This window comes from Hathewaya limosa, from assembly GCF_030815255.1.
Taxonomy (GTDB): domain Bacteria; phylum Bacillota; class Clostridia; order Clostridiales; family Clostridiaceae; genus Hathewaya; species Hathewaya limosa.
Genome location: NZ_JAUSWN010000025.1, coordinates 1 through 25,375, shown reverse-complemented (window position 1 = coordinate 25,375; position 25,375 = coordinate 1). Strand labels below are relative to the sequence as shown.

18 protein-coding genes are annotated in these 25,375 nt (G+C 26.3%); 7 read left to right on the top strand and 11 right to left on the bottom strand.

What is annotated here, in order from left to right; all coding sequences use genetic code 11:
- Positions 1–9 precede the first annotated feature (9 nt).
- On the bottom strand, positions 10–597 hold the full coding sequence (locus QOZ93_RS12095) for an ABC transporter ATP-binding protein (RefSeq protein WP_307356769.1): 588 nt from the start codon (positions 595–597) through the stop codon (positions 10–12).
- A gap of 297 nt (positions 598–894) precedes the next feature.
- Between QOZ93_RS12095 and QOZ93_RS12090 the strand changes: the two genes are divergently transcribed.
- The 5 genes from QOZ93_RS12090 (at position 895) to QOZ93_RS12070 (ending at position 4,034) form a co-directional block, all read left to right on the top strand.
- Positions 895–1,212 carry a PadR family transcriptional regulator gene (locus QOZ93_RS12090; protein ID WP_111944456.1) on the top strand — a complete coding sequence of 106 codons (318 nt, stop codon included), beginning with the start codon at positions 895–897 and terminating at the stop codon, positions 1,210–1,212.
- Between the two features lie 3 nt (positions 1,213–1,215).
- Positions 1,216–2,124: a permease prefix domain 1-containing protein gene (locus tag QOZ93_RS12085; protein WP_307356766.1), complete on the top strand. Its 909-nt coding sequence runs from the start codon at positions 1,216–1,218 to the stop codon at positions 2,122–2,124.
- A 186-nt stretch (positions 2,125–2,310) separates the two neighbouring features.
- On the top strand, positions 2,311–2,841 hold the full coding sequence (locus QOZ93_RS12080) for a hypothetical protein (protein ID WP_307356764.1): 531 nt from the start codon (positions 2,311–2,313) through the stop codon (positions 2,839–2,841).
- Positions 2,842–2,889: 48 nt separating this feature from the next.
- The gene (locus QOZ93_RS12075) at positions 2,890–3,456 is read left to right on the top strand and encodes a hypothetical protein (protein WP_307356762.1); all 567 of its coding nucleotides are present in this window, start codon (positions 2,890–2,892) and stop codon (positions 3,454–3,456) included.
- Between the two features lie 56 nt (positions 3,457–3,512).
- Complete coding sequence (locus QOZ93_RS12070) at positions 3,513–4,034, top strand: hypothetical protein (RefSeq protein WP_307356760.1); 522 nt, start codon at positions 3,513–3,515, stop codon at positions 4,032–4,034.
- A 123-nt stretch (positions 4,035–4,157) separates the two neighbouring features.
- On the opposite strand, the gene QOZ93_RS12065 is transcribed toward QOZ93_RS12070, so the two are convergent.
- The 8 genes from QOZ93_RS12065 to QOZ93_RS12030 all read right to left on the bottom strand — a co-directional run bounded on the left by QOZ93_RS12065 (position 4,158) and on the right by QOZ93_RS12030 (position 20,741).
- Entirely contained in the window at positions 4,158–6,584 is a 2,427-nt protein-coding gene (locus QOZ93_RS12065) for an ABC transporter permease (RefSeq protein WP_307356758.1), read from the bottom strand.
- A 14-nt stretch (positions 6,585–6,598) separates the two neighbouring features.
- Entirely contained in the window at positions 6,599–7,297 is a 699-nt protein-coding gene (locus QOZ93_RS12060; RefSeq protein WP_307356757.1) for an ABC transporter ATP-binding protein, read from the bottom strand.
- Between the two features lie 17 nt (positions 7,298–7,314).
- A complete protein-coding gene (locus tag QOZ93_RS12055) occupies positions 7,315–8,424 on the bottom strand; it encodes a saccharopine dehydrogenase family protein (protein ID WP_307356755.1) in 1,110 nt (369 codons plus the stop codon).
- On the bottom strand, positions 8,424–13,892 hold the full coding sequence (locus QOZ93_RS12050) for a non-ribosomal peptide synthetase (protein WP_307356753.1): 5,469 nt from the start codon (positions 13,890–13,892) through the stop codon (positions 8,424–8,426). Before QOZ93_RS12050 ends, QOZ93_RS12055 begins: the two co-directional genes overlap by 1 nt.
- Before the next feature lie 52 nt (positions 13,893–13,944).
- The gene (locus QOZ93_RS12045) at positions 13,945–17,031 is read right to left on the bottom strand and encodes an amino acid adenylation domain-containing protein (protein WP_307356750.1); all 3,087 of its coding nucleotides are present in this window, start codon (positions 17,029–17,031) and stop codon (positions 13,945–13,947) included.
- Positions 17,032–17,071: 40 nt separating this feature from the next.
- Positions 17,072–17,761, bottom strand: coding sequence for a 4'-phosphopantetheinyl transferase family protein (locus tag QOZ93_RS12040; RefSeq protein WP_307356749.1), 690 nt, complete (start codon positions 17,759–17,761; stop codon positions 17,072–17,074).
- A complete protein-coding gene (locus QOZ93_RS12035) occupies positions 17,761–18,495 on the bottom strand; it encodes a thioesterase II family protein (RefSeq protein WP_111944445.1) in 735 nt (244 codons plus the stop codon). Before QOZ93_RS12035 ends, QOZ93_RS12040 begins: the two co-directional genes overlap by 1 nt.
- Positions 18,496–19,097: 602 nt before the next feature.
- Positions 19,098–20,741 carry an ATP-binding cassette domain-containing protein gene (locus QOZ93_RS12030; RefSeq protein ID WP_307356747.1) on the bottom strand — a complete coding sequence of 548 codons (1,644 nt, stop codon included), beginning with the start codon at positions 20,739–20,741 and terminating at the stop codon, positions 19,098–19,100.
- 93 nt (positions 20,742–20,834) lie between these two features.
- Here QOZ93_RS12030 and QOZ93_RS12025 point away from each other — a divergent pair, with 93 nt between their 5' ends.
- Positions 20,835–21,050, top strand: coding sequence for a hypothetical protein (locus QOZ93_RS12025; RefSeq protein ID WP_307356745.1), 216 nt, complete (start codon positions 20,835–20,837; stop codon positions 21,048–21,050).
- A gap of 291 nt (positions 21,051–21,341) precedes the next feature.
- Here QOZ93_RS12025 and QOZ93_RS12020 read toward each other — a convergent pair whose 3' ends face one another.
- Both QOZ93_RS12020 and QOZ93_RS12015 read right to left on the bottom strand, forming a co-directional pair.
- Entirely contained in the window at positions 21,342–22,949 is a 1,608-nt protein-coding gene (locus QOZ93_RS12020) for an ATP-binding cassette domain-containing protein (RefSeq protein ID WP_307356743.1), read from the bottom strand.
- Between the two features lie 53 nt (positions 22,950–23,002).
- Positions 23,003–24,703, bottom strand: coding sequence for an ABC transporter ATP-binding protein (locus tag QOZ93_RS12015; RefSeq protein WP_307356742.1), 1,701 nt, complete (start codon positions 24,701–24,703; stop codon positions 23,003–23,005).
- Positions 24,704–24,952: 249 nt separating this feature from the next.
- Between QOZ93_RS12015 and QOZ93_RS12010 the strand changes: the two genes are divergently transcribed.
- A complete protein-coding gene (locus QOZ93_RS12010; protein WP_307356741.1) occupies positions 24,953–25,189 on the top strand; it encodes a hypothetical protein in 237 nt (78 codons plus the stop codon).
- Positions 25,190–25,375 lie beyond the last annotated feature (186 nt).

Here is a 25,375-nt window from a genome sequence, read left to right as displayed (position 1 = left end):
GTTTTTATTTTATATAGTACTTTTCTGTAAGGTTATATTTTCTAGATTTAATAGGGTTGTGCAATTTTTTAATAGAGCTGGTCTATGTGTTATTAAAAGTACGGTTTTATTTTCAGTTAAGCTTTCTAAATTCTTTTGAATAGTTTCTTCTAATTTGCAATCTAGGGCTGAAGTTGGTTCATCTAAAATTAAGATTTCTGGATTTCTTAATAAAGCTCTAGCCATACATATTCTTTGCTTTTGCCCCACAGATAAAGTATTAAGGGATATTTTATCTAAGGAATTATTTATATCAGAAATTTGTATATCCTTAATTATTTTATCTATAAAGGGTTTTGGAATATTAGAACCTAATGTTAGATTTTCTTCTAAAGTACCTTCAAAAATAAAAGGAAGTTGTTCTTGTATTGCAAGGACAGAGTAAAAAGAGTTAAGATCCACTTCTCGTATATCAATATCATTAATTAGAATTTTCCCACTTGTTGGATAATACATTCCTAATAATAACTTTAAAAATGTACTTTTACCACAGCCACTTTTTCCAACGATTCCAATATGATCTCCCTTGTTTATTTTAAAGTTAAAATCTTTTAGCACATAGTTTTTATCCTTGTATGCAAAGGATACATCAACAAATTCTAAGGATTCAAAGGAATTTATAGTTTTTTTATTGGCATTCTTTGATGAGCTATCTAAATCTAAAAAACTTATAATTCTATAACCAATATATTAGGAAAATTAAAGTTGTACAAAGTTTGAAGAAAATATGGAAATTCACTGAGAAAGAATCAAACTTTCTAAATAATTATCAATAATTCCATAAGAAGTATTATTTAAACAATACCTTGTAATGCGAGGTATGTTATTTTATAATAGTCTCATAGGAGGTGTTGTATGGATATAGAGATATTTAAAGGATCTATAGACATATTAGTTCTATGCATTTTAAATGGTAAAATATCATACGGCTATGAAATAAGCAGAGAAATCAAAGAAAAAAGTAATGATACTTATGTAATTGGGGAAGGAACCTTATATACTTGTTTAAAAAGATTAGAAAACAAAAAGTTGATTGAATCTTTCTGGCAAGTTAAAGAGGATAGAAATAGAAAATACTATAATATTACGAAAGGGGGAAGGGAGTATTTAGAGGAAAAAATCTTAGGGATTAAAAACTTTAATGTTTTGTTGGATAAGTTAATGGGGGTATAAGCGGTGAGGGAATTTGAAATTTATATAACAAATTTATTAAAAAAGACTAATCTTCCAGTTGGGGAACGGGAAGAGTTAAAAATGGAACTAATACAGCATTTAAATGATTCTAAATATGATTATATGAATGAAGGATTATCAGAAAAACAAGCTATACAAAAGGCCATAGAGAACTTTAACAAAAGAGACTTTTTAACAGAAATAAATGGTTTTGTAGATAGTGAAAAGTTTAATGATTTTAATCTTAACTATTTTATAAAAATGAATTTAACTTTATTTATTAGTTATTTACTTATGATAGTTGTAAGTGTTGCACTAATAAAGAATACAATAGGATTTAATCTAAGTTATTTCTTTATAATGACTGTTATATTATTTTTAAACTATGAATGTGCCATTATGAATTTTCAAAGTAAAAAAGATATTATTAAAAATATGGGAATAGTGGCTTTTTCCTTCTTTTTTATTCAAAAGTTATTTATGATTATTTTAGCTTTTATGCATAAATTATTATTTGATAAAAGGACTGTAAATATAGAGTATATTCGCATATCTAAGCTTAATAATTTAGTTGTCTATTTAAGTATATTAGTAGTTACAATGCTACTGGCTAGATATGTTGATAGGGATGTAAAAAAGAAGGTAACACTATCAATCTTAGATATAGGTATATTATGTTTCAGTATATTATTAAATATAGTATATTTTCTTTTCCCAGATAGATTCTATTTACTTAATTTTACTATAAGCAAACTTCTAAATATAAACGTAAAAAGTTTTAGTAAGAATATTTTATATATGAATATTAATAACTCAATAGTTATTATTAATATTGGATTGTTAATGCTATTATTCTTTATAGTTTATAAGCTTTATCTTAGAATTATAAAAACTAGAATTCAGCACTTATAGTTTTGGTAATGAAGCAAGAAAAGGTAAATACTTGTGTTTAACTATTTATACATGTTAGGGAGCTATGCTCCCTTTTAAATTTTAATTATTTATATCTATTTTCTAAAAATGAGAGTAAATATAAAAAATTTTCTTTATATTCTGAATAAATATCGTGTATAATAAAATAAATTAGGGGGTGTATGTATGAAGAAAAAGAGAAATAAAATTGTTGTATTAATTCTAGTTATATGTTGTATCATAGGGGGTTATAAATTATATCCTCATATTTTTAAGGAAAAAGGTAATTTGTATTCATTGAAGATGAGTAAAGAGTTTAAGGATTGTCATTATGATGGGATTCAGGTTTTTAGAAGGAAGACAAGGGAAGTGAAGGAAGTCCGTAATGAAGTCTTTAAAGATTGTGAAAAACAAAGTAAGGAAATTTTAGATTATTTAAATACATTTAAGCTTATAGAGGTAAGTAGCAAAAAAGTCTTAGAAAATGAAAATCAAAATGAAAAATCTGAAATTTCTCAAGTTACTTTTACTCAATGCAATGAAGAATGTAAAAAAGATTATAAACATCGTAAGATAGTAACAATATATTTTTATAATAATTCTAATTTAAACATTATGACTTTTTATAAAGATTATACAAAGAAATATTTTAGGGTAGAGGGTAAAATTGATTTTAAATATATTAATAAAATTTTAAGTAGTATAAAGAACAGTTAGATACTAAATTATATATTTTTGATAATTAAGTAAATATGGGGTGAAAAAATGAAGAAAAAGAGAAATAAATTTGTTGTATTAATTCTAGTTATATGTTGTATCATAGGTGCATACAAATTATATCCCTATGTTTTTAGAGAAAAGGGAAATTTATATTCATTAAAGATGAGTAAATATTATAATGGATTCGATTTTGACACTATAATACTTTCTAAGTTAAAAAAAGGAAAAATTAAAGATGTATGGTACGAAGAATGCATTAAAGAAAGCAAGGAAGTTAGAGATTATTTAAATAAATTTCAACTTGTAGAAATAGGAAGAGAAGAAGCTTTTAAAAAAGAAAGTGAATTTGAAAAACAAGGATTAAAAAAGGATACAATTAGAGAAATTATTTTTCATCAAAGTTTGGACATGTGTAAGCATGATCATGATTTTAGTAGATTTTTAAAATTAGATTTCTTATCTGATTCAACTTTAGAAATTTGTTCTTATTGTGATGATATTATGGGACATAAGACTTATAGTAAACGAAGATATTATAAAATAAAAGATGGAAAGATTGATTTTGATCATATTTATAAGCTTTTAAGGAGTGTAAAGAATGTAAATATCTAAAGTATACAATATTTTTTTGGTTAATGTGAAGATAATTAAAAATACGAGGTGAGTATATGAAAAAAAACAGAAATAAAGTTATTATTATTGCTTTAGTTGTTTGTTGCATTATAGGTGGTTATAAAGTATATCCTTATGTTTTTAAAGAAAAGGGTAGTTTATATTCATTGAGAATGATTAAGAGTTATACTGACTGCAATTATGGCAAAATACAGGTTTCAAAAAACGGATCAAAGGACGAGAAAGAAGAAAATACTCAAAACTATAATAATGATAATGAAGAAAGTAAAAAAATTTTAGATTACTTAAATAAGTTCAAACTTAAAGAGATTGGTAATGAAGAAGCTTCTAAAAATGAAAAAAGCGAAGTCTTTTGTATTACATTCTATCAATGTTATGATGAACATAAAAACCAATTAAAAAGTAGTAAAAAATTAATAATAACTTTTTATAATAACAATATGATGCAAGTAACCACCTCTGATAAATATAAGTCATCTAAATATTATAAAATAACTGAAGGTAATGTTGATTTTAAGTATATTAATAAAATTTTAAGTAATACAGAAAAAATATAATAGTTGAGGTATTGAGTTAACTTTAATAAGAATAAAAAGCATGGCTAAAGCCAAGCTTTTTTATTATATAAATTTAAAAATTGAACTGCATATGCTATAACTTTTTTTATTATAGCAACAACATTATTCTCTATTTTTTAATACTTCCATAAAAGTAATTTTTCTTACTTTAAATTTTAATATAGTAAATATAAAATAGAAAACCAATAGTATAAACAAAATTAATATTACATAGAAGCTTGGCTTAATGTAAGTTGCCATTCCTGATCCCATTGTAGCATTTAATAAAGGAATCATGCTCCTCATTAGTAAAGCTGAAAGGGGAACAAATACTATTATATCCAATAAGACAACATATTTTAAATTGCCTAAATACATTCCTTCCACTTCTTTATTTGTATAACCAAGGATTTTCATAAGAGAAATATTAGATGCTGCATGCTCAATAATTGTTTTTACTAGCAAATACATTGTAATTATAAAGGTAACAACACCAACCCCTAAAAATAGTGGTAAATATGCTTTTGCTGATTTTAGCCAACTTTTTGCTGTTTCATAGATTGTATTTTTTGTTATTGTATTTATTAACATTGTATCTTTGATATCTGTTTTTTCATTAGAAAACAATGTGTTATAGTAAGTATCATCAACTTTAAAATATTTTCTCATTGCATCAATATCCATAAAGAAGTATATTCCATTTTTAAATGGAACAATTCCAGCTACAGTAAATGTATAATCTCGATTATTTAAGTGATCTGTAAATGTTATCTTGTCGCCAATACTATAACCATACTTTACTACAGCTGAATCTGATACATAGACTAAGTTATGGTCGTTTTTTAAATCAGAAGCAAAATCAAAATATTTACTTTTAGAATTAATTCCTTGGAGAATAACATCCATATCCGCTTTAGCTTGTTTACAATATATTGTAAATGGTTTTGTGTAGCTAACTTCTGTATTGTCTGGTTGTTTTTCTAAAGGGTTTTGTAATAAATACATATAGTTATATTTCATATCTACTGTAACTTTATCTGCATAGTTTTCAATGGTGCTATATAGTGATAGACCTAGCATCATAAAAATGATTGCAAAGCCAATTCCCATAAATAAGGTTATATAGCTACGTTTCTCACGTAAAAATTGTGTCTTTTTAAAAATTCTTTCAAAGCTTTTACCTTTTACTTTTGGTAGATTTATATTTTCTGTATACTTTTCTGGATGCATCATTTGAAGGGGTTTCATTGACAACTTTTTATTTAAAACTAAAAAATTAATTATCACTGTTAAAATTAGAGGCATTATAATACCATAAGCTAATAAGCTTGGGGATACACTTGGTATAAGAAGGGGATATGAATAATTTGAGGCCATAAACCAAGTAACACCGTTGATCCCTAATATAGTACCTGCAATAGAACCCAACATAACAATTAATATAGGCAAAATCATATAATGATATATTAGTTCTTTTTTAGTAATACCTAAAGAAAATAAAGTTCCTATTGAAACACTATCTTTTTTAATATTATTAACTGCGAAAACCGTTAGAATATAAGCAATAATAGTAGATAAAAGTATTCCAGCTATTACTGCATAGGATAGCATAGGTTCATTATATTGAATTATTCCAGTTATTCTAGAATTTCTACTTTTTTCTGTGAAAAATTTTAAAACAGGAAGATCGTACTTCATAGTTTTATCTAAATATTTTTCTACACCATTATAGACCTTTTGTACACCTGTTTCTAAGTTGCTATTATAAAGTTTTGAAGCATTTAATATATTTTCAAATCCATTTTCGATATTTGAACGAGTACTTTGCATTTTTTCCAATTGACTTTTAATATAAGTATCTGTAATTGAATCTTTGTCACATTGAATTTCGCACAACATGTCCTTTACTTTGGAATCTGTTATAGTGCCGTGATTAACATAGACATAATTATAAACAAGTTTATTTTTAAGCTTTTTATCCTTTAATAAATCTTTAAAGGTTTCAGCATCTACAAAACCAATTCCAAACTTTTCATCTGTTCCAACATCTGAAATATTTTGTACACGATGGGCATAATCAGGTACTGCACAAGTTCCCATAACCTTATAGTTAGAGTTTCCAACCTTAATTGTATCTCCAGTTTTATATTTAAAATTATCTGCAAAGGTATATTCTAAATTAATTTCATTACTTTGTTTTGCTAATTTCCCATTTCTCAACTGAATCTTATTAATTGTATCTCTATTTTTAAATATACGTACAGTTTTTCCTTCTTCTGATTCTATGTCCATATAGAACATTTTTTCTATTGTGACTGACTTGTCCTTTAATTTTTTTAAGTCCTTATTAGTTAATGGAACGTATGTGGTAAATTCACCATTTTCAACATTATTGACCTTCCAATTGTTTTCTACTGTTTTTCGTGCTGTATAGGTAGTTCCACCAAAAGCAACAACTAAAAAACTGCTCATAACAACCAATAGAAATATAGCTATATAATTTATAGTGTTTTTATAAAAAATTCGTTTTATTCTTTTATTTAATACCATATATTATTCCACCTTTACCACTTAATTTGAGAAGCAGAAAGAATATTTTTATTAGTATAATCCTGAACTATTTTGCCATCACGTAAAATAATCACTTTATGAGCCATATTTTTTATTGCTTCGTTATGTGTAACCATAAGTATTGTTGTACCATATTCTTTATTAACCTTCTCTAATAAAGCCAATATTTCACAGGAGGTTTTTGAATCTAAAGCACCTGTAGGTTCATCACATAAAAGTAGCTTAGGATTCTTTATTAATGCACGTGCAATTGCACATCTTTGTTGTTGTCCTCCTGATAATTGAGATGGATATTTATTTTTATGATCTGTTAATCCTAAGACATCTATTAAATCATCTAGATTTAATGGATCTTTCGTTAAGTTTTCACATACTCTTATATTTTCACGAACTGTTAAATCTGGTATTAAGTTATAAAACTGAAAAATAAATCCCAAGTTTTTTCTTCTATACATGGTAAGAGCATCAGCTTTTTGTGAGAGTACATCTATGCCATCCACTATTACTTGTCCTTTATCCGCAGTTTCTAATCCCCCTATAATGTTTAAAAAAGTTGATTTCCCGGAACCACTTGGACCTAATATTGTACATATTCTTCCTTCCTCAATTTCTGTGTTAATATCCTTTAATATTTTTACACTATTATCATTAGTTCCATAACTTTTGCAAAGACCATTAATTTTTATATACATAGTATTTCTCCTTTCTACTATATGAAATCTGTTTCCATTTCTACACTTAAAATTTCTTCCGAATTATAAGGAAGAAGAAGTTCTGTATAAATGCTATTTTCTAAAAGATATTGTTTTAATTCTGGTATATTATTTTTAACAATATCCATTGCCCAAAAGACTCCTGATGAAAGTTTTGCTTCTAATGTTCTTTTTACTGTTAATGCTGCTATTTTCCCACAAAATGTATTACTATCTTCTAATTCAATAACATAGCGTTTTCGTATATAAGTTCCTGCTTTAGAACCGAATACATCATATACAAGAGTTGACCATTGTTTTTGGTCAAAAATACTAGAGATCTCTTTTAACTTATCTTGTGCTTCTAAAATGGCAGTATTAATGTCAAATTGGGTGAATGATTGATAGGCTTCTTGTATCATATCTACCATTAATTTATCAGGAACTGCATTGTACCAATGTAGTTCTTCAATTTTCAATTCTTCACATACCTTTAATAATTCTGTACTAATATAAGGTTTTATAAAAACATTTTCTTTCATACCCGGTATATAATATTGTTTATTAGATTTAATATTATCCTCTATAATTTTTGCATTTTGTATATACGTATTTGCATAACCTGAATTTGCAATGGAATTTATCATTAGATCTGCAAATGCTATTTTGGAAAGATTTTGTCTACCTCCTTGAAAGCAATACATTTTTTCTATGTGGTTAAAATCATTAGCTATAAGAAATGGAATCATTCCAGAACTTCCAGGTACATAACCACTTCCCAAAATATATATCCCATTTTTTTTAAATTTTATTGTTTTATCGTTTAAAATAACATCTGAAACATCAATATAAATAGCTCCTTCTTCTATTGCTATGTTGGCAATTTTTTCTTTGATTTTATAAGAGGGTCCAGCACAATTTAGTACAACATCACATCCCTTACAAAATTCTCTGAGACTGCTTAATTGAAATAAGTCTGTTTTTTTCCATAAAAATCCTGGAACTTCAAGTAGCTTATCAGGTTGTTTCCTTTGACCTCCTTTTACAGAGTATCCTTTTAAAAGTTCTTTACAAGCAGAATATCCAATTATTCCACCACAACCTAAAACACCTATTAATCTTTTCATTAATTTTCCTTTCTATCCGGTGTATTTAAAAGTTTTGCTACTGGAAGAACATTCTGTTTTTTCATACATGTTATATGATTTCCGTGTAGGCTATGTTTTGTTATATTTCCTAAAATATATTTATAGGTAATATAGTCCTGATTTTTAGGGGAGTCCAAAAGAATAATTTTATTCGTTCTATTACATTCAAAAGAATATACATCTCCTATATAATTTTCTGGTGAATATTCAATAAAAGAATTAACACTTTTTTGAAATATATTATAAAGTTTACAAAACTCTGCTTTTGAAAAATTGTCTACTAAAGGTAAAGTATTATTCTTTAAGGTATCATAAATTTTATTTAATCTTTCATTTTCAGTCAGATGAATTAAATCTATATATGGATTTTTTTCTCCTAAAATGTTATTAAGTCCTTCTAATAATTGATCATCTGTAATTGATACTCCATAATCTTTAATTACTTTATATAGTATATCAGTTGATATACTATGTCCGCAGGATGTTAAATTTGCACCTACTATAAATGCAAAACCTCTCTCAAAAAGTAGTTTTGAATAAATTTGTGATACAAATTTTTTTGAATCAATAAGTATTACTTTTACTTGTTTAATTCCACGTTGTTTCAAAATCCTTGCTGTTTCTAGAGCAATGGCACCCCCAAAGCAGTGACCTGTTAATTCTAACAAGCCTGTTAAATTCATACTTTCTAATTTATTAGCACATTGTAAAGCTATAGTTTGTATTGCCATTTTATCTTGTAAAATAGTATATTTTTCATAATCAGTAAAACTAAAACCTATAATCCTCTTTTGGGTATTTTTTTGTTTCATAAGTTCTAAAAGATCATTATAAATTGTTAATCTTCCTGTTCCATCACTAAATAAAACTACAGTATTATTAGATGTATAACTATCATTTAATTCAGTCATAAAAACAAAATCATTAGATGATGTATGCTTAAAATCGGCAATTGCTGTAGCAAATTTATATATAGTATTATTTTGTAGCATTAAGCGCATTAAGGTTTCCCATTCAATATTTTTTGTTTCTTTTATACTATTCTTCATTTCTCCAACTGTTTGTGCTAGAAGGAGGGAGTCTCCACCTATTTCAAAAAAGTTATCGTGACGTCCAATAGGTTTCTCTAAATTCAGTACTTTTTGCCAGATATTAACGATGCCTTGTTCCAATTTTCCTTGTGGAATATTTTCTTTTGAAAGCACAGTATGATTTTGTATTTCCGCTATCTTTTTTAATCTTTTTTTATCTATTTTTCCATTATCAGTCTTTGGTAGTTCAAGTAACATACTAATTTCTTTTGGTATCATATAATAGGGAAGTCTATCTTTTAAATATTTTTTTACATCACTATCAGAGACAGTTATTCTATCTTCATTAAATCGTGCTATAAATACTTTCTGATGACAACAAGAAAGAAAATGATTAGGTTTTGGATATTCAAAAAGAAGTTCTGCCTGTCCATATTTAAAGTTACGATACCAATGATTGAGTTGAAAAAATATTTCTTCTTTCTCACTTCTTTCATCTGTAGCATCTACACGGTATAAAAAGCCCATAGAGGTTAATAACGAATTTAATTCTTTTATTGCATCAATAATACAAAGATAGCCGTTAGGAACTGTAATTGCTTTTAATGTATCAAAAGCCTCATAACCATTAACTGCTACGTGTAAAACATTTGCACACAGGATAATATCCATTGAACCTGCATTGATATTTTGTAATTTATAGTCTTTGTTAATATCAAATATTTTATAATGTATCCATGGATACTTGGCGTATTTTTCTTTTGCTTTATTAAGAAAAAATGTAGATACATCTGTAAAATAATATTCTACATTTTTCCCATTAAGATGTGGTAAAATTTCATCGCTTGTACCACCAGTTCCTGCACCAATTTCTAGAATTCTAAGAGTATGCTCAGGATGATTCTTTAATGATCTATCAACAATATAAAGTATTCCTTGTACTATTGTGTGATTCATAATTTCTGAAAAAATATTGTCATGATAAACCCTAAAGGCAGTTTCTGTTGATGCTTTAGGGAATAAGATTTCTTGTGCTTTTTTGGTTCCATCAATCACTAACTTAATATTCTTTACAGATTCTTCGAAATAACTTTGTGATATTTTACAGCCCATCTTTTCTATATAATCTGATTCCAAAACTTTTTGTGCTTGTTCAAGCTTCTTATTAATTGATATATTTTTCCCGCAATAACTTAGGTTTTCCTGATTTATACAATCAATATATCCTGCCGTATATAATGCATTTAACCATCTTTTTATTAATTTAAAATATTCTGGTCGTGCATTTATCTTTTTACATATTTCTGGATAATTATAAACTTTGTCTGGTATATTAAAAATGCCATTTTCCCTTAAAAATTCAAGAATCTGAAGCAAGGCCATGTCTTCCGCACTTTTCATGTAGTATTGAAATTGTTCTTCATCAATATCTTTAGTTAACATATTGGTAAATTTCAATAGTTTACTTTGTAAATTTTCAGCTTCTTCTTTATAAATTTCTTTTTTACCCTTATGTGCAGGTACTGCAAATCCATGTAATTGATATTCTTGAGGTATATATCCTTTTACTATAACAGCTGCATTTTCAATTAATTTATTTTGTTGCATTACTGCCTCAATTTCATTAAGTTCAATTCTATTACCATGAATCTTTACTTGGGAATCTTCTCGACCTAAAAATTCTATTACTCCATCTGGACGATATCTACCTATGTCACCAGTTTTATAAATTCGTTCTTTTGTAACAGGATGAATAAGAAATTTATTTTTTGTTAATTCAGGTTCATTTAAATAGGCTTCTGCAAGGCCAGTTCCTCCAATATATAGTTCTCCCTCAGTCCAATCAGGTACTTTGTGTAATCTGCTATTATACACATGGAATGTTTGATTTGCCAAGGGTTTTCCATAGGGAATACTTTTATACGTAGTGTCTTCTTCTTGTATTTCATGATAGATAGACCATATGGATGCCTCTGTTGCCCCACCGAGACTAATTACACGAATATCATTAATTAAATTTTTCAATTTATTATATAGTTCTACTGGTATCCAATCTCCTGAAAGTAAAGCTATTCTTAAATAAAAATCTTCCTTTTTATTAAATGTGTTCAAATAAGAAATTAACTGTTGCATTAAAGCCGGAACAGTATTCCAAATTGTTACTGGATATTTTTTTATTAACATTCCAATTTCATCTATATTTTGCTTTTCTGTTGGAATTAACAAACATCCACCAGCTGAAAGCATTCCAAAAATATCATAAACAGATAAATCAAATGATATATTGGATATACCAATTGCCATATCTTTTGAAGTAACATGAAATCTATGATTAATATCATCTATTGTATTCATAGCTGATTTATGACTAATAATAACTCCCTTTGGTGTTCCTGTACTTCCAGAGGTAAAAATTATATAGGCTGGTTTATTATAATCAATGTTTTTTTCATCCGGTACTTCTATATTTATTATTTCTGAAAGCATACTAACCGTTAGAATTGTTAATTCCTGATTTTTAAATGTTTCTTGAAAATCATTATCTACAATAACGTAACGAATCCTTGCTTGTTCTAATATTTTATCCATGCGATTTTTGGGTTGTTCTCTATATATTGGAACATACACACCCCCAGCCAGCAATGTTCCTAAAATAGCTGCTATTTGCTCAAAACTTTTCTTCATGATAATACCAACTAAATCTCCATTACAAAAATTACGTTTCTCCAATGCTATTTTATAGCGATAGGCTTCATCATATAGTTTTTGATAAGAATATGAATGATCCATAAAGATTACAGCAGTATTTTGGGGAGCTTTTTTAACATTTTTAAGAAAATCGTCTATTAAACTTTTATGATTATAGTGTATTTTAGTATTATTTACTATTCTACGTATTTCTCTCATTTTACTTGGAATGTCTAAATATTGTGGTTTGTTCCATAGGGTTTTATTTTCAGATAGTCCATAAATCATTTCAATATATGTTTCAAATAATTGTTCTGCAATATCCGCCACGAATACATTTTTTCTTATATCCCAACAAATTTCAAGACCATCTTTACAAGCTCTGATTTGACAATCCACAAACACTTGAGGTGTTTGACTTGCCCTATAAAAGATATCTATATTATCATTGTGGAGGTTATTTATTCCTAAAGTACTAGTAAAAACGTATGGTATTATTACATTTGTGCCTTGTACCTTGCTTAATTCTCTTAAAACTTCAATACCAGTATAAGTTCCATGTTCAAGATCCTCCCAAAGTCTCTTTTGAATATTTCTAGCTCTTTCTATAAAAGAATTACCATCATTTTTATACACTGATAATATTTCTATTGATGTGAAGTCTCCAACAATTTTATCAACTTGATCATTAGATTTATTTCGTTCCATTTTAGTTAAACTTATGGAAAAATCTTGATTTTTTGACCACAAAGCTAATACATCTGTATAAAGAGTCAAAAGAACGCAAGTTTCTGTTAGTTGATTTTGTTTTGCATATTCTTTTACATCATCCCAAATAGCTTGATTAATTACAGTTCTTTTATGTAAAAACTCTATATCTTCCGATGTATTTGATATATTATTTTTTGGCAATTTAGGCGATAAAGGCATTTGTGTAATTTTACTTAACCAATATTTTTTATCAATATCATATTTTTGAGTAATATCTGGATCGTTTTTGCGTTTTTCATTATACATAACAACATCTCGATAGGTGATATCAAGTTGACTTAAAGTATTTCCTTGATAACATTCAAGTAATTCTCTTAATATTATTCCTATACTTATAGAATCAGCAATTAGCATGGATATAGAAAAATGAAGCATAGCTTCTTCTTTTTGTTCTGTAATTGCTAACTCAAACATTGGCCATTGATTTGCTTGGAATATTCTTTTAGACATATCATTTCGAACTTTAATAACTATATCTTGAAAGTTCTCTCTTTTATCTACATTATATCTAAGAATATTTGGTGAATAATCTAGATGTTTATATACTTGTTGATATCCATCAGACCTGATGATTGTACGAAGCATATCATGACGGCTAACTATAGATTTCCAAGCAACTAATAATTGATTATATTTCATATTTTTTAGTGGTATTTCAAGATAAATATGACAGTCTGTTCCACCATATTCATAAGCATTTGTCATTCCAACTAAATAAGAAGACTGAATATCTGTTAATGGAAATTTATTATATCTAGTTTTTTCATCATGTTGGATTTCTTTTATCTTTGCTTGGTCTAACCATTCTAACAATTCAGTTTTGTATTTTTTCATTTCTGCTTTTATTTTATCATTCATTATTCCTGGAACTGCAGAATAATGAAGGTTTTTCTCATTATCACTCCAAAGTCGAATTCCCATTTGACTATATGTTTTTATTAAATTTGATACTTTCATATTATCTATCCTTTCATGATATATTAGAAGAATGTTATATATAAGATTTATACTAAATTATTCCATGGTCATCATATTTTGATAGTTCTTTATTTTTTTTAGTTAATAATATTGCTGCTGTTTCAATTGTGTTATGCTGATATAAATCTGCAATTGTTATGCTATGCCCTTCTTTTTGTAAAGTTGAAATAAGTTGAGCAGCTTTTAAAGAATCTCCTCCAGCACTAATAAAGTTTTCATCAGTACTAATAACATTACGTTCTAATATCTTACACCATAACTCATACAAATATTGTTCCATTTCTGTTTTAGGTTTCTTTTGAGTATCTACTTTTTTTTCAGGTGCTTTTAATTGAGTTTTATCTATTTTTCCATTAGATGTTATTGGAAATGTTTTCATAAAAATAATTTCAGCTGGTAGCATATATTCAGGTAGCTGTTCTTTCAATTTATTTTGGAAGTCTATCTTATCAATATCAGAGGCTTCTACAAATAAAACTATTGATGTTTTAGATTTATTTACCTTGACAACAGCTTTATTTACTTTAGGATATTTTTCTGCACAAGATTCAATATCACCTTTTTCAATTCGATATCCCCTAATTTTTATTTGGTCATCCATACGCCCTAATATTGATATATATCCTTCGGGTTCCATAATTCCGTAATCTCCAGTATGATATATTCTTCCTAGCTTAGAATTGTATACAAACGATTTATTTGTACGATCTTTATCATTTATATATCCTTCTGCTACTCCTATACCGCCTATACAGATTTCTCCTTTTACAGAGGTTGGACATAATTCTTCATTTTTATCTAGTACATAAATTCTTTGATTGGGTAGGGGATAACCATAGGGTATACTTCTCCAATTATCCTTTACTTTGTCAATAGGATAATATATAGACCATATAGAAGCTTCTGTTGCACCGCCTAAACTATATAATTTAGCATTTGGAAATACGGAGTTTAATTGTTCAGGTAATGATAATGGGATCCAATCACCACTCATCATAATACTTCTTACAGATTGTATTTTTGATTCAGTATTAATAAGTGGAAGTAACATGGCAAAAACTGATGGAACAGAATTCCAGATTGTTATATTTTGTTTTTTCAATATCTCAATAAGCTTTTCTGGGTTATTCATCTCATTTGCAATAATTAATTCTGCACCTGCATTTAATGTTCCAAAAATATCATATACAGATAAATCAAATGCAAATGAAGAAATACCAATGGTTTTATCGTTAAGGTTAATTTGATTTATTTTATTAATTGATAAGATTGTATTCATTGCTGCAGCATGTGTAACTGAAACACCTTTTGGATCTCCTGTACTCCCAGATGTAAAAATTACATAAGCAGTTATATCTATAGGTATATTTTTTTTAGGAAATGAATAATTTTTATTTAATATTTCTGTTGATAATTCAAACGGTTTTAAAGTTTTCTTGATATTGCATTTTTCTATAATAAAAAGTTTTCTTTTTTCTGGAAACATTTTATTGATTGGAATATATGCTGCACCAGTTTTTAAAATTCCAAGGATATTTACAATTGTAGAAATATCACGTTGAGTTTCAACGCCAATAAAGTCTCCATAACCGATATCTTCATTATCTAATGTTTTCGCAACCTTATTTGATAGCATATCTAATTCTTTATAAGTTAGATGCTTGTCTATAAACGTAATTGCTTTTTTGTTTGGGTGGGAATCCACAGATTCATAAAATAAATCAAGTAAATTTTTATCTTTATAATTTTCTTTTGTATTATTAAAATTTTGCCATTTAATTATTTCTTTTTCATCTATAGGTACTTCTATATAATTTTCTAAACTTTCACTAGACTGTATTAATATTTTTTTCATCTGATTACTCATTTTTTTTATTATATCTGGTTTTATTTCATGATCTAGGTAATCAAAAGTAATTTGTAACATTCCATTATTTTCTTCAACTTGGCAATCTAAAATTACCTGAGGGGTTCTACTAATACTTTTTACGATCTTTCCTAATTTATTGATAGAGCTATATAAGGAATCATCTTTAAAAAGCATACTTGTAAAAACAACTGGCATTATTATTGGAGTTCCTCTATAAGCGGACAATTCTCTTATTACCTCAACACCATGAAATTCACTATGCAAATAAGAATTCATAAATCCCTTCATAATCCCTTTAACATCATCTATAAATTTTTCTGATTCACAGCATTTTTTATATACAGGAAGAAGTAGGGTTTGAGTAAAATCACCTATTATATTTTCCATTTTATATTTACTACGTTCTGTAACAGTTACATTGATTGTAAACTCTTTGTTACTGCTCCAATATCTAAGTACTTTTGCATAAGCAGTTAAAACTAGGGCTGTCTTAGAGATATTTTGGCCTTTTATATTTTCTTTTATTTTTCCCCAGGTAGTGGACTTAATACATAAAATTTCACGTCTCATATGCCATTGTTTAATGTTTTTATTCTTCATTTGCTTTGGTAGTTCAGGAGCATCTGGGATAAATGGTATTTTTGATATCCAATATTTTTTATCTCTTTCATACCTCTTTTTTTGTTTATTTCCAAATAAATGTTCTTGTATATAATCTATATAGGTTTTATTTAAAACTGGCAATTTAAATTGTCCATTTGAAGAATAAAGCTGAGTAATTTCTTTTGCTAATATCATTAAACTGCTTCCATCGGCTATAAGTAAGTCAAAACTAACCAATAAATATTTTTGTTCATTTAATACTAAATATTCAAAAGCAAATAAAGGCCATTTATTTGATATGAAAGTTTTTTCACATGCCTCCTTATAGCTGCGTTCAAATATCTTTTTTTCTTCTTTTACATTTAGATTAGTGTACTGTTGAATTTTTATTTTATAGTAGGGGACTTGTTCCAGTATTTCTTGAGTTTCAGAATTTAAGATGATTGCTCTCATCATTGGTTGATGTTTTATTACCTGATTTAGAGCTAGTTCAAATTTTTTAGGATCTAATTCTGTTAAAAAAGCATATGTAATTTGAGCAGATGTTCCGCCAAAGATAAAATTTTTATTTTTACCTAAATAATATGCTTTTTGTATATCTGAGAGTTCAAACCGATTTTTATTTTCTTTTTTAGAATCTTCCATTTTTATACCTTTCTAATATTATTAAGATAAACTTTGTTAATTATTGATTATTAACAGTTACACTCAATTGATAGTCATTATCAATTAAAGAACTGAATAGGGTCCATGATTTTAATTTCACTTCATTTTTATATATTTTTTTATTTTTTACCTCAAAACTTTTTAAGTCCATTAGTAATCCATTTCCTAGTGCTTTCGCATAAGATTCTTTTGCAGTCCATACTTTGTAAAAAAGGTTTATATCATTAGTTTGCTGTATTGCATTGCTTTCAGAAGGATGAAAGTGTTTTGCTATTTCGTTAAAATTAGATAATCTTCTTTTTTTCTCAATATCAATTCCTACAGTCTGTTGATATGTGAATGCCAATGCTATATATTTGCCTGAATGGGAAATATTATATTGTAAGTGTTGTTTATTATTTATTACTAAGTAGGGTTTTCCATATTTAGTTCTATTTATTTGTACATTGTATACCGAACATTTTAAATAACGACTTGCCAGATATTTTGTTAAAATATTACTTGCTTTTCCTCTCATTCTATCTTCTATTAATGAATATCTTTCTAGTTGTCTTTGTTCTTGAGTACTCATACAGTGTGTGTACATTGTTAAGAAGTTAGATATTTTTTGCCATTCGATAATCCATATATGAACATGTTTTTTTTCTAAATCAATAATTTTTCCTAATTGATCTTCCTTATAATAATTAAATACTATATATTTTTTCATTAACTACTTTTTAGTATTTTAGTAATTTTACTTAAAACTTTTTCTTCTTGATTTTTTAGAAAAAAATGTCCACCTTCAAAAGCTTCATAGTCAAAGTTACTTTTGGTATATTCTTTCCACTTTGAAATAGTTTCATAGTTTGCATCTTCATCTTCTTTCCCATAAAATGATGTAATTGGACAAGAAAGCATTTCAATTTTATCATTATAATAAGTTTCATCTAAAATAAAGTCAGCCCTTAGCATTGGTAAAAAGAAATTAAATAAGTCTTCATTTTGGATAATTTCTTTTGGTGTTACACCAAAACTTGCTATTTTATTCTTGAATTTTTTGTCTGATAAATGAGAGATCGGATTTGTTTCAGGAATATGTGGCACACGACTACTTGAAACTATTAAATGATTAACTGTTATATTATGAGATTCTAATATTTTAGCTGCTTCATAAGCTATTTTAGCTCCCATACTGTGGCCAAAAATAAATATTTTATTATTTTTAAGTTGGATTATGTGGTTATTTAATTCTTTCAATAATTCTTTCATATGTGTATAAGGGGCTTCTATAATACGATCTTCTCTTCCAGGTAATTGAATTGAACATACAGTTACATCATTTTGAAGCTTTTTAATCCAATTACTATAAATCGAAGATCCTCCCCCAGCATAAGGAAAACATAAAAGGATATTTTTGCCTGATTGTATGTTCTCTATGTTTTTAATCAAATTCATGTTCATATCTTGTAGCTCCTAATTTGTAGTATAACTTATCTAAAGTTATACAAAAATTTTTAATGTTATATTATCTATTAATTTTTATTAATACACAATATAAGATATACCATATTTACAAAATTATCTCAATACACTATTTTAAAATTTTAATGTAATAATACGCAATATTAGGTTATTGGTAATATCTTATAATAAATTATAATTTTAATTCTTTTTTAATCATTACTCATGAACATTATAAGAGTCATTCTGTAAAGGTCGTATAATCTAGAGTGAAAAAAAAGCCTAGCTAAACGCTGGACTTTTTATTTGAAAAGTATATTGAAGAAAGAATCATGATAAAATTATACCTTTAATGGTAAAGAATAACTTTGAAAAAATCAACTTTTTTTGTTCTTAATATTATACAATATAAGGCATCCAAAAAATGTTATGATTCCACTTATATAAAGTAAAATGCATATTATCATAGATAAATATGAATTATCCCTTGAAGGATTTATAATTGAACTAAAAAAACTACATATATATAAACCTAAAAAACTTACTAATATTGATACCAAGAGTGCTTTTATAGTATTTTTGTTCATTGTTTTAATCTCCTTTTAATTACACTTTTTCATTTCCCTAAATTCTTTTGTATTACAAATGTATTCAAAGGGTCCTTTTTGAAGGATCTTACCATTATCCATAAGAATAACTTCATCAAATTTGTTCAAGTCATTTGAAAGCTTATGAGTAACCATAATAATAGTTTTATCATCCATATTTAAAAGAGTATTTTCTAATATTTCAGTTGTTTTTACATCAGTAGATGCAAAAGGTTCATCCATAAGAAGTATTTCTGTATTACTTGCAAGCATTCGTATAATTGCTAAAACTTGCTTTTCACCACCGCTTAATTTTTGTGAATTAGATTTAGATTTTACAACCTCAACTATATTCATTTTAAGACTATTTGTAATTTTATCTACTTCTGAATCATTGTAAGAAGAAAATACAGTGGCATTATTTATAAAGTTAGTAGAAAATATATGTTCATTTTGATTTACACAGTACATAATATTAGCTGTATCTAGGGAGTTTATATCTTGTCCATCAATTAAGATCTTTCCTGAATGTGGTTTCATATAGGACATAAGCATACTAATTAAAGTAGACTTTCCAGAACCACTATGTCCAATAAGTGCATATTTTTTTCCTTTTTCAAACTTACAATTAACTTTTTCTAATGAGAAGTTTTTATAATCAAAAGTTACATTTTCAAATAATATATCTTGATTAAAGTCTTTTTTTACAACTAGATTACTTTTAGGAACATCTTTTAAATAAGAAAGAACTTTCTCCTTTGTGCCTTTTAGGGAACTTAGAGAGTTAAAATCATACATCATATCATTAATTGGTCCTATAAAACTATTTATATAACCAAAGGTTGCAACACAGGTACCAAGGGTTATTTCACTCCTATATAGCAAAACTGCTGCAATTATAAAAGCAATTGCACTTACAAGATTTAATCCCAAGGCTTCTAAAGCCATTGATATGGATTTAAATTTTCCATATGCAAATCTTTTATTTTTAGTGCTTGTCAAAATTTCTTCATGTTCTCTATTTATATTTTTTCTAGTTCTACTTTGAATAACCTTAAATCCTTCAAGAAAGTCTTTGATTTTTGTTACATAAAGACCCATTTCATTTAAATAAGTATTTCTTTTAATAGCTAAAGGTTTTGATGATATTTTAGGAATTGCTATAGTAAGGGTAGATCCTATAAGAATTACTGTTGATATTCTCCAATCTACGTTTACAAATAAAAAGATACCAAAGATTAAAATTTTATTAGCGGCTTGTACCATGTCAATTAAAGGTGTTAAATAATCTTGATCAAGAGCTGTTATATCGTTTCCTTGAATTGAAATATATTCTCCCACATCCTTTGATGAGAATTTTTCATAGCTGTAGTTAAAAATTGATTTAAAGAAATCTCTTTTTAAAGATTGCTCAAAATTTAGAGTAGCTTTCCAAGTAAAAATCATTGAAAGATATTCGAAAACTACAGAAGCAAGCATTGATATAACATAAGCTATTATAATCATAGAAAGTGATTTAATTCTACCATTTTGGCTTGTTACTAAATCAAATAGTTGCTTTTGTAGGGCAGGTATAGCTGCAATTGATAAAGTCATAATTCCATCACATAAAATTCTCATAAATATAAAGAATTTTATTTCGTAAAAGTATTTTTTCAATTTTATTCCTCCATGTTAGTTCTAGATTTAAATAATATTTATAGCTAATTTATTATTATTTTTATGGTAACATCATATTGGTATTTCCACAATATGACTAAGAATAAAAATTCAAAAAATTATGAAAATAAGGAGATAAACCTTATTTTAAGTGAGTTTATTTTTGTATTTAAGAAGGGGAATATACCAACACAGAAGTTTTGGAGAAAGTTATTAGCGAATTATACTAACAACAATTATACTGAATTCATTAGCGAAATACCGGATGGAGATGAGAGAATAATTTTTAGATTTAGCAATAAATCTTAATGGTTATTCATACTTTTCTTATTCGGCGAACTAAAAATTAAAGTGGACAACATGATTTATTTACTTTAACTAAGTTGATTTATCAATATAAGTTTAAAACATATTGATAAAAAAACGAAGTACCTAGAAAAATCTCTAGGTACTTCTTAATTTAAAGTGGGAAAAGTTATGTAAGTCCCCGTATTCGATTGGAAAGTCTGAAAATTAATCATATATATATTATAACAGCTAAATTACAGTTAATATTTAAATAAAATGTAAATTTTAAGGAAATATTTTCTCGAAAAGAAATTAAACACTAATAGTTTGAGTATATTCAATATCTTTCATATCCTCGTGGGTAATTTTAAAGAAAATACAATCTTTCTTAGTTTTAATAATTTCTTGTTCAATTTTCAGTAATAGGTTTTTAGTTTCAATGTCTAATCCAGCCTCTATTTCGTCTAAAATTATAACTGAAGCTGATTTATATTTTAGCAATAATTTAATCATTAATAACTTTTTTCGTTGTCCGCCTGAAAGAGAATGACCGTTCTCAGATATTTTAGAAATATCTTTATCAAGTTGTACTACTTCTTGTAAATGCTTTAATTGGTCATGAGAAATTTTAGCTCCTGATATAGCTTTTAAATAACTTTTTATCTCATCATTTAATAAGATCTCATCTTGATCTATATATAAGATCTCATTTTTTAAGGAATCTATTGAAATATCTTTAGTTGATAATCCATTTAAAAGAACATCACCGTTTTTAGGATATAACAATCCTTTTACTAATTTTACAAAGGTGGATTTACCTCCACCATTTGACCCTGTAATCCTAACTACATCACCTTTTTTAATTACAACACTTTTATTATCTATAATTTTAGATGAGGTACCCTTATAATAAAAATCAACATTTTTAAATTCTATTGTTTCTATATTGGTAATATTTTTCGTAGCGGCACATTGATTCAAGGTAAGTATGTCATTGATGTTTTCAAAGGAAGGCATCATTTTAACTAAGGAATATATATATGACTCAAATTTTTGACTAGTGTCTAAAACCATATCAGAGACAAATAAATAAAATACTAAATTTCCTGCAGAAGAATTACCCATAGTCATAGATAGAATGGCTGCTAAGGCCATTGAAGTTACCTGATGAAAGTCTGTAACAAGATTTCTAAGGAAAACAAGCATATTATCTGCTTTGATAGAGGTGTTAATAAAGTTCCATAAACTTTTTTTCATTTTACAAAGAAAGTAATTATCTAAATCATTAGTTTTTGAGAGTTCTAGACTATCTACATATTCATTTAAAGTTTTATTATCCTCTTTCATTTTAAGGTTTACCTTCATAGATGCATTTGCAATAGGTTTACGTGAAAGCATTGAAATTAAAAAACCTACAATTGAAGCTATTAATAATACTGATGTTAATTTTAAATTTATATATGCTGAAATACATAAAAAAACTATTATTAAAAAACTATTTGCTATTATTTGAATGCTATAACATGCAATAGAACTAAAAATATTTAATGTATCCATGTATAAAATATTTTTTAGTTTTTCTTTTCCTATCATAATCAGGTCTTCATAATTGGCTAAATTAATAGAGTTATATAAGTCAGTTCTTATATCATCAATTATTTTTCCACCTAATTTATCTAGAAACTTCATCCATGCTACATCAAGAAAATTAGATATAATTAAAATTAATGCATAGCTTATAATAAATAATACTAGAAATGAAATTGATTGCTTAGCACTTACAGAATCAATGATCCATCTCATTGATATTGGTAATAAAGCTTGTATTCCTATAATAAAAAAGATAAATATAAGGCTTTTTAAAAATAAACTTTTATTATTAATAATAGTGTTTTTTATAAATTTTAAAAAGTTATTCATGATTTAGTTCCTTTCAAGAGTTTAAAGGATACTCTAAATTTTTGGGATATTTTTTATTTTATATTATATAAACTGTAAAAGTATCCTTTATCATTCATCAATTGATGAAAAGTTCCTCTTTCTTCTATAATTCCATTTCTTAAAGCTATGATTTCATCACATTTTAATAGAATATTTTTATTTAATTTATGTGTAATTATTATACAAGTTAGTTCTTTTATATTTATTGTTAGTTCTTTTATATTTATTATTTTTTCTTCTATACTATATGCCGTTTCATTATCTAAACTTGAAGTTGCCTCATCTAAAATTACTATTGGGGTGGATTTAATTAAAGCTCTTGCTATAGCTATTCTTTGCTTTTCTCCTCCTGAGAAGTTTTCACCATTTTCTCCTACAGAACTTTTTAATCCATTATCTAATTTATTAACTAACAAATTAAGTCCTGATTTTTCAATACTTTCTTGTAACATTTCATTTGAATAATTATTATAAAGTTTTATATTATTCTCTATAGAATCATCAAACATAAATACATTTTGATTTGTAACAGATATTAGGTTGTTTAAATCTTCTATTGAAATATTATTTATATCTACATTATCAATACTTATACTACCTTTAAAGTTGTTATATAGTTTTAAAAGTAATTTTATTAATGTACTCTTACCACTGCCGCTATTTCCTACTAAAACATACTTTTTCCCTTTTTCCATAGTTAAATTTATGTTTTTTAATATTTCTCTTTTTCCATCATAAGAAAAGTTAACATTACTAAATTTTATGCTACTTCTGAATGTATCTATATGAGTATAATTTTGATTTATTATTTTAGTGGTTTTTAGCTTTTTGAATTTATCATCTATAGCTTTTGCTGATTTAAGATTAGTAATAATTTCAGAAATAGATTGTAATGGCATGGCTATATATACCATTAACTGAGTTGCAGCAATCATAAGTCCTGGGGTAAATTTATGTGTAATTACTAAATAAGCTCCCACTACTAAGGTAGATAAATACATAATAGTACTTAATCCATAAGAAAGTGCTTCAATAAAATAATTAAATGTAATAGACTTACATTTTGCTTTTTCTACTCGGTTATTTTCAAATTTATATGTTTCCTTTACTTTATCTTCAACACCGAAACTCTTTATAACTTCAAAGCCTGAAAAAATATCTTTTATGCTAACATTATATTTTCCATTTGTATCAGAATAGACTTTATTATAGTGGGAAATTTTATTACCAAATATAAATGGTATGCTTATAGGGAATAATCCTAATACAAAAATAATAATTGCTAATAAAGGATCTAACATTATCATAGATATGCCAGAAAATAAGAAAGCAAAAATCTGATAATAAATGACACAGATATTCCTAAAAAAATATTCTTCATAAAGTCTAATATCATTATTTAATAGTGATATATATTCACCACTATTACTTCTATTAAAATCAGAGCTGTTTTTATAAAGAATTTCATTAAATAGATCTTGTTTTAGTTCAATAACAGATTCCTTTATAAGCGTTGCTCTAATTGCCCTATATGAAAAATACAGTATGGATTCTACAAGGATATATATAATACAAATTAAGATTAATTTTTTAAACTTATTTATATCTCCAGAAGTAGCTGTGTTCACTATTATCTTCATAACAAAGGCTAAGCCTACACTAGATAAAGCACTTATAGGCGCAGTAATAAGAAAGAGTATTAACTTTTTTTTGTTTTTTAATAAATACTTCATATGTTTCTCCTTAATATGAAATTTATGTCTAATTAACATATTAATATCAGTATACTACTAAAAATAAAATAATAGATAGAATATTTTTAATATTTAGAATGAAATTTGATTAAGCAATACTTTTGTTTTATTAGTGAGAATATTTTAAAATATATAGTATAATGTGTTTAACAATGATTTGATTTAATGGGGGTGATTATAATAGGAATTGAAGATATTATTATAAATAATTATATTAAGTTTATATCAATGATTATAATAAGTATAATTATTGATCTTTTGATTCTTAAGAAGATAAAACAAAAGAAAAGACCTAAAGATAGTATTCTAGGATTTCAGATAAGTATTATAGGAATATTTTTATTTTATATAGTATATAACAGAGAGTTTTATACTATGTATGCAGATATAATACCATTCTTTATGAGTGTATATTTAATTGTAACAGGGGTAGTATTTAATATTTATAATTACATAAATCAGTAAAGATACAGGCTATAGATTATGTAATAAAATTGCTTAATTAAATGAATATATAAAGAACTAAAGACAGAAAAAAACCTAGCTAAAAGCCAGGTTTTTTATTATAAATTATAAAGTTTTAAAATCAAAACTTTCAATTTCTGTCTTAACAAGATCTGCTTGTACTTTCTTAACTAGGGAAGCTGCTTT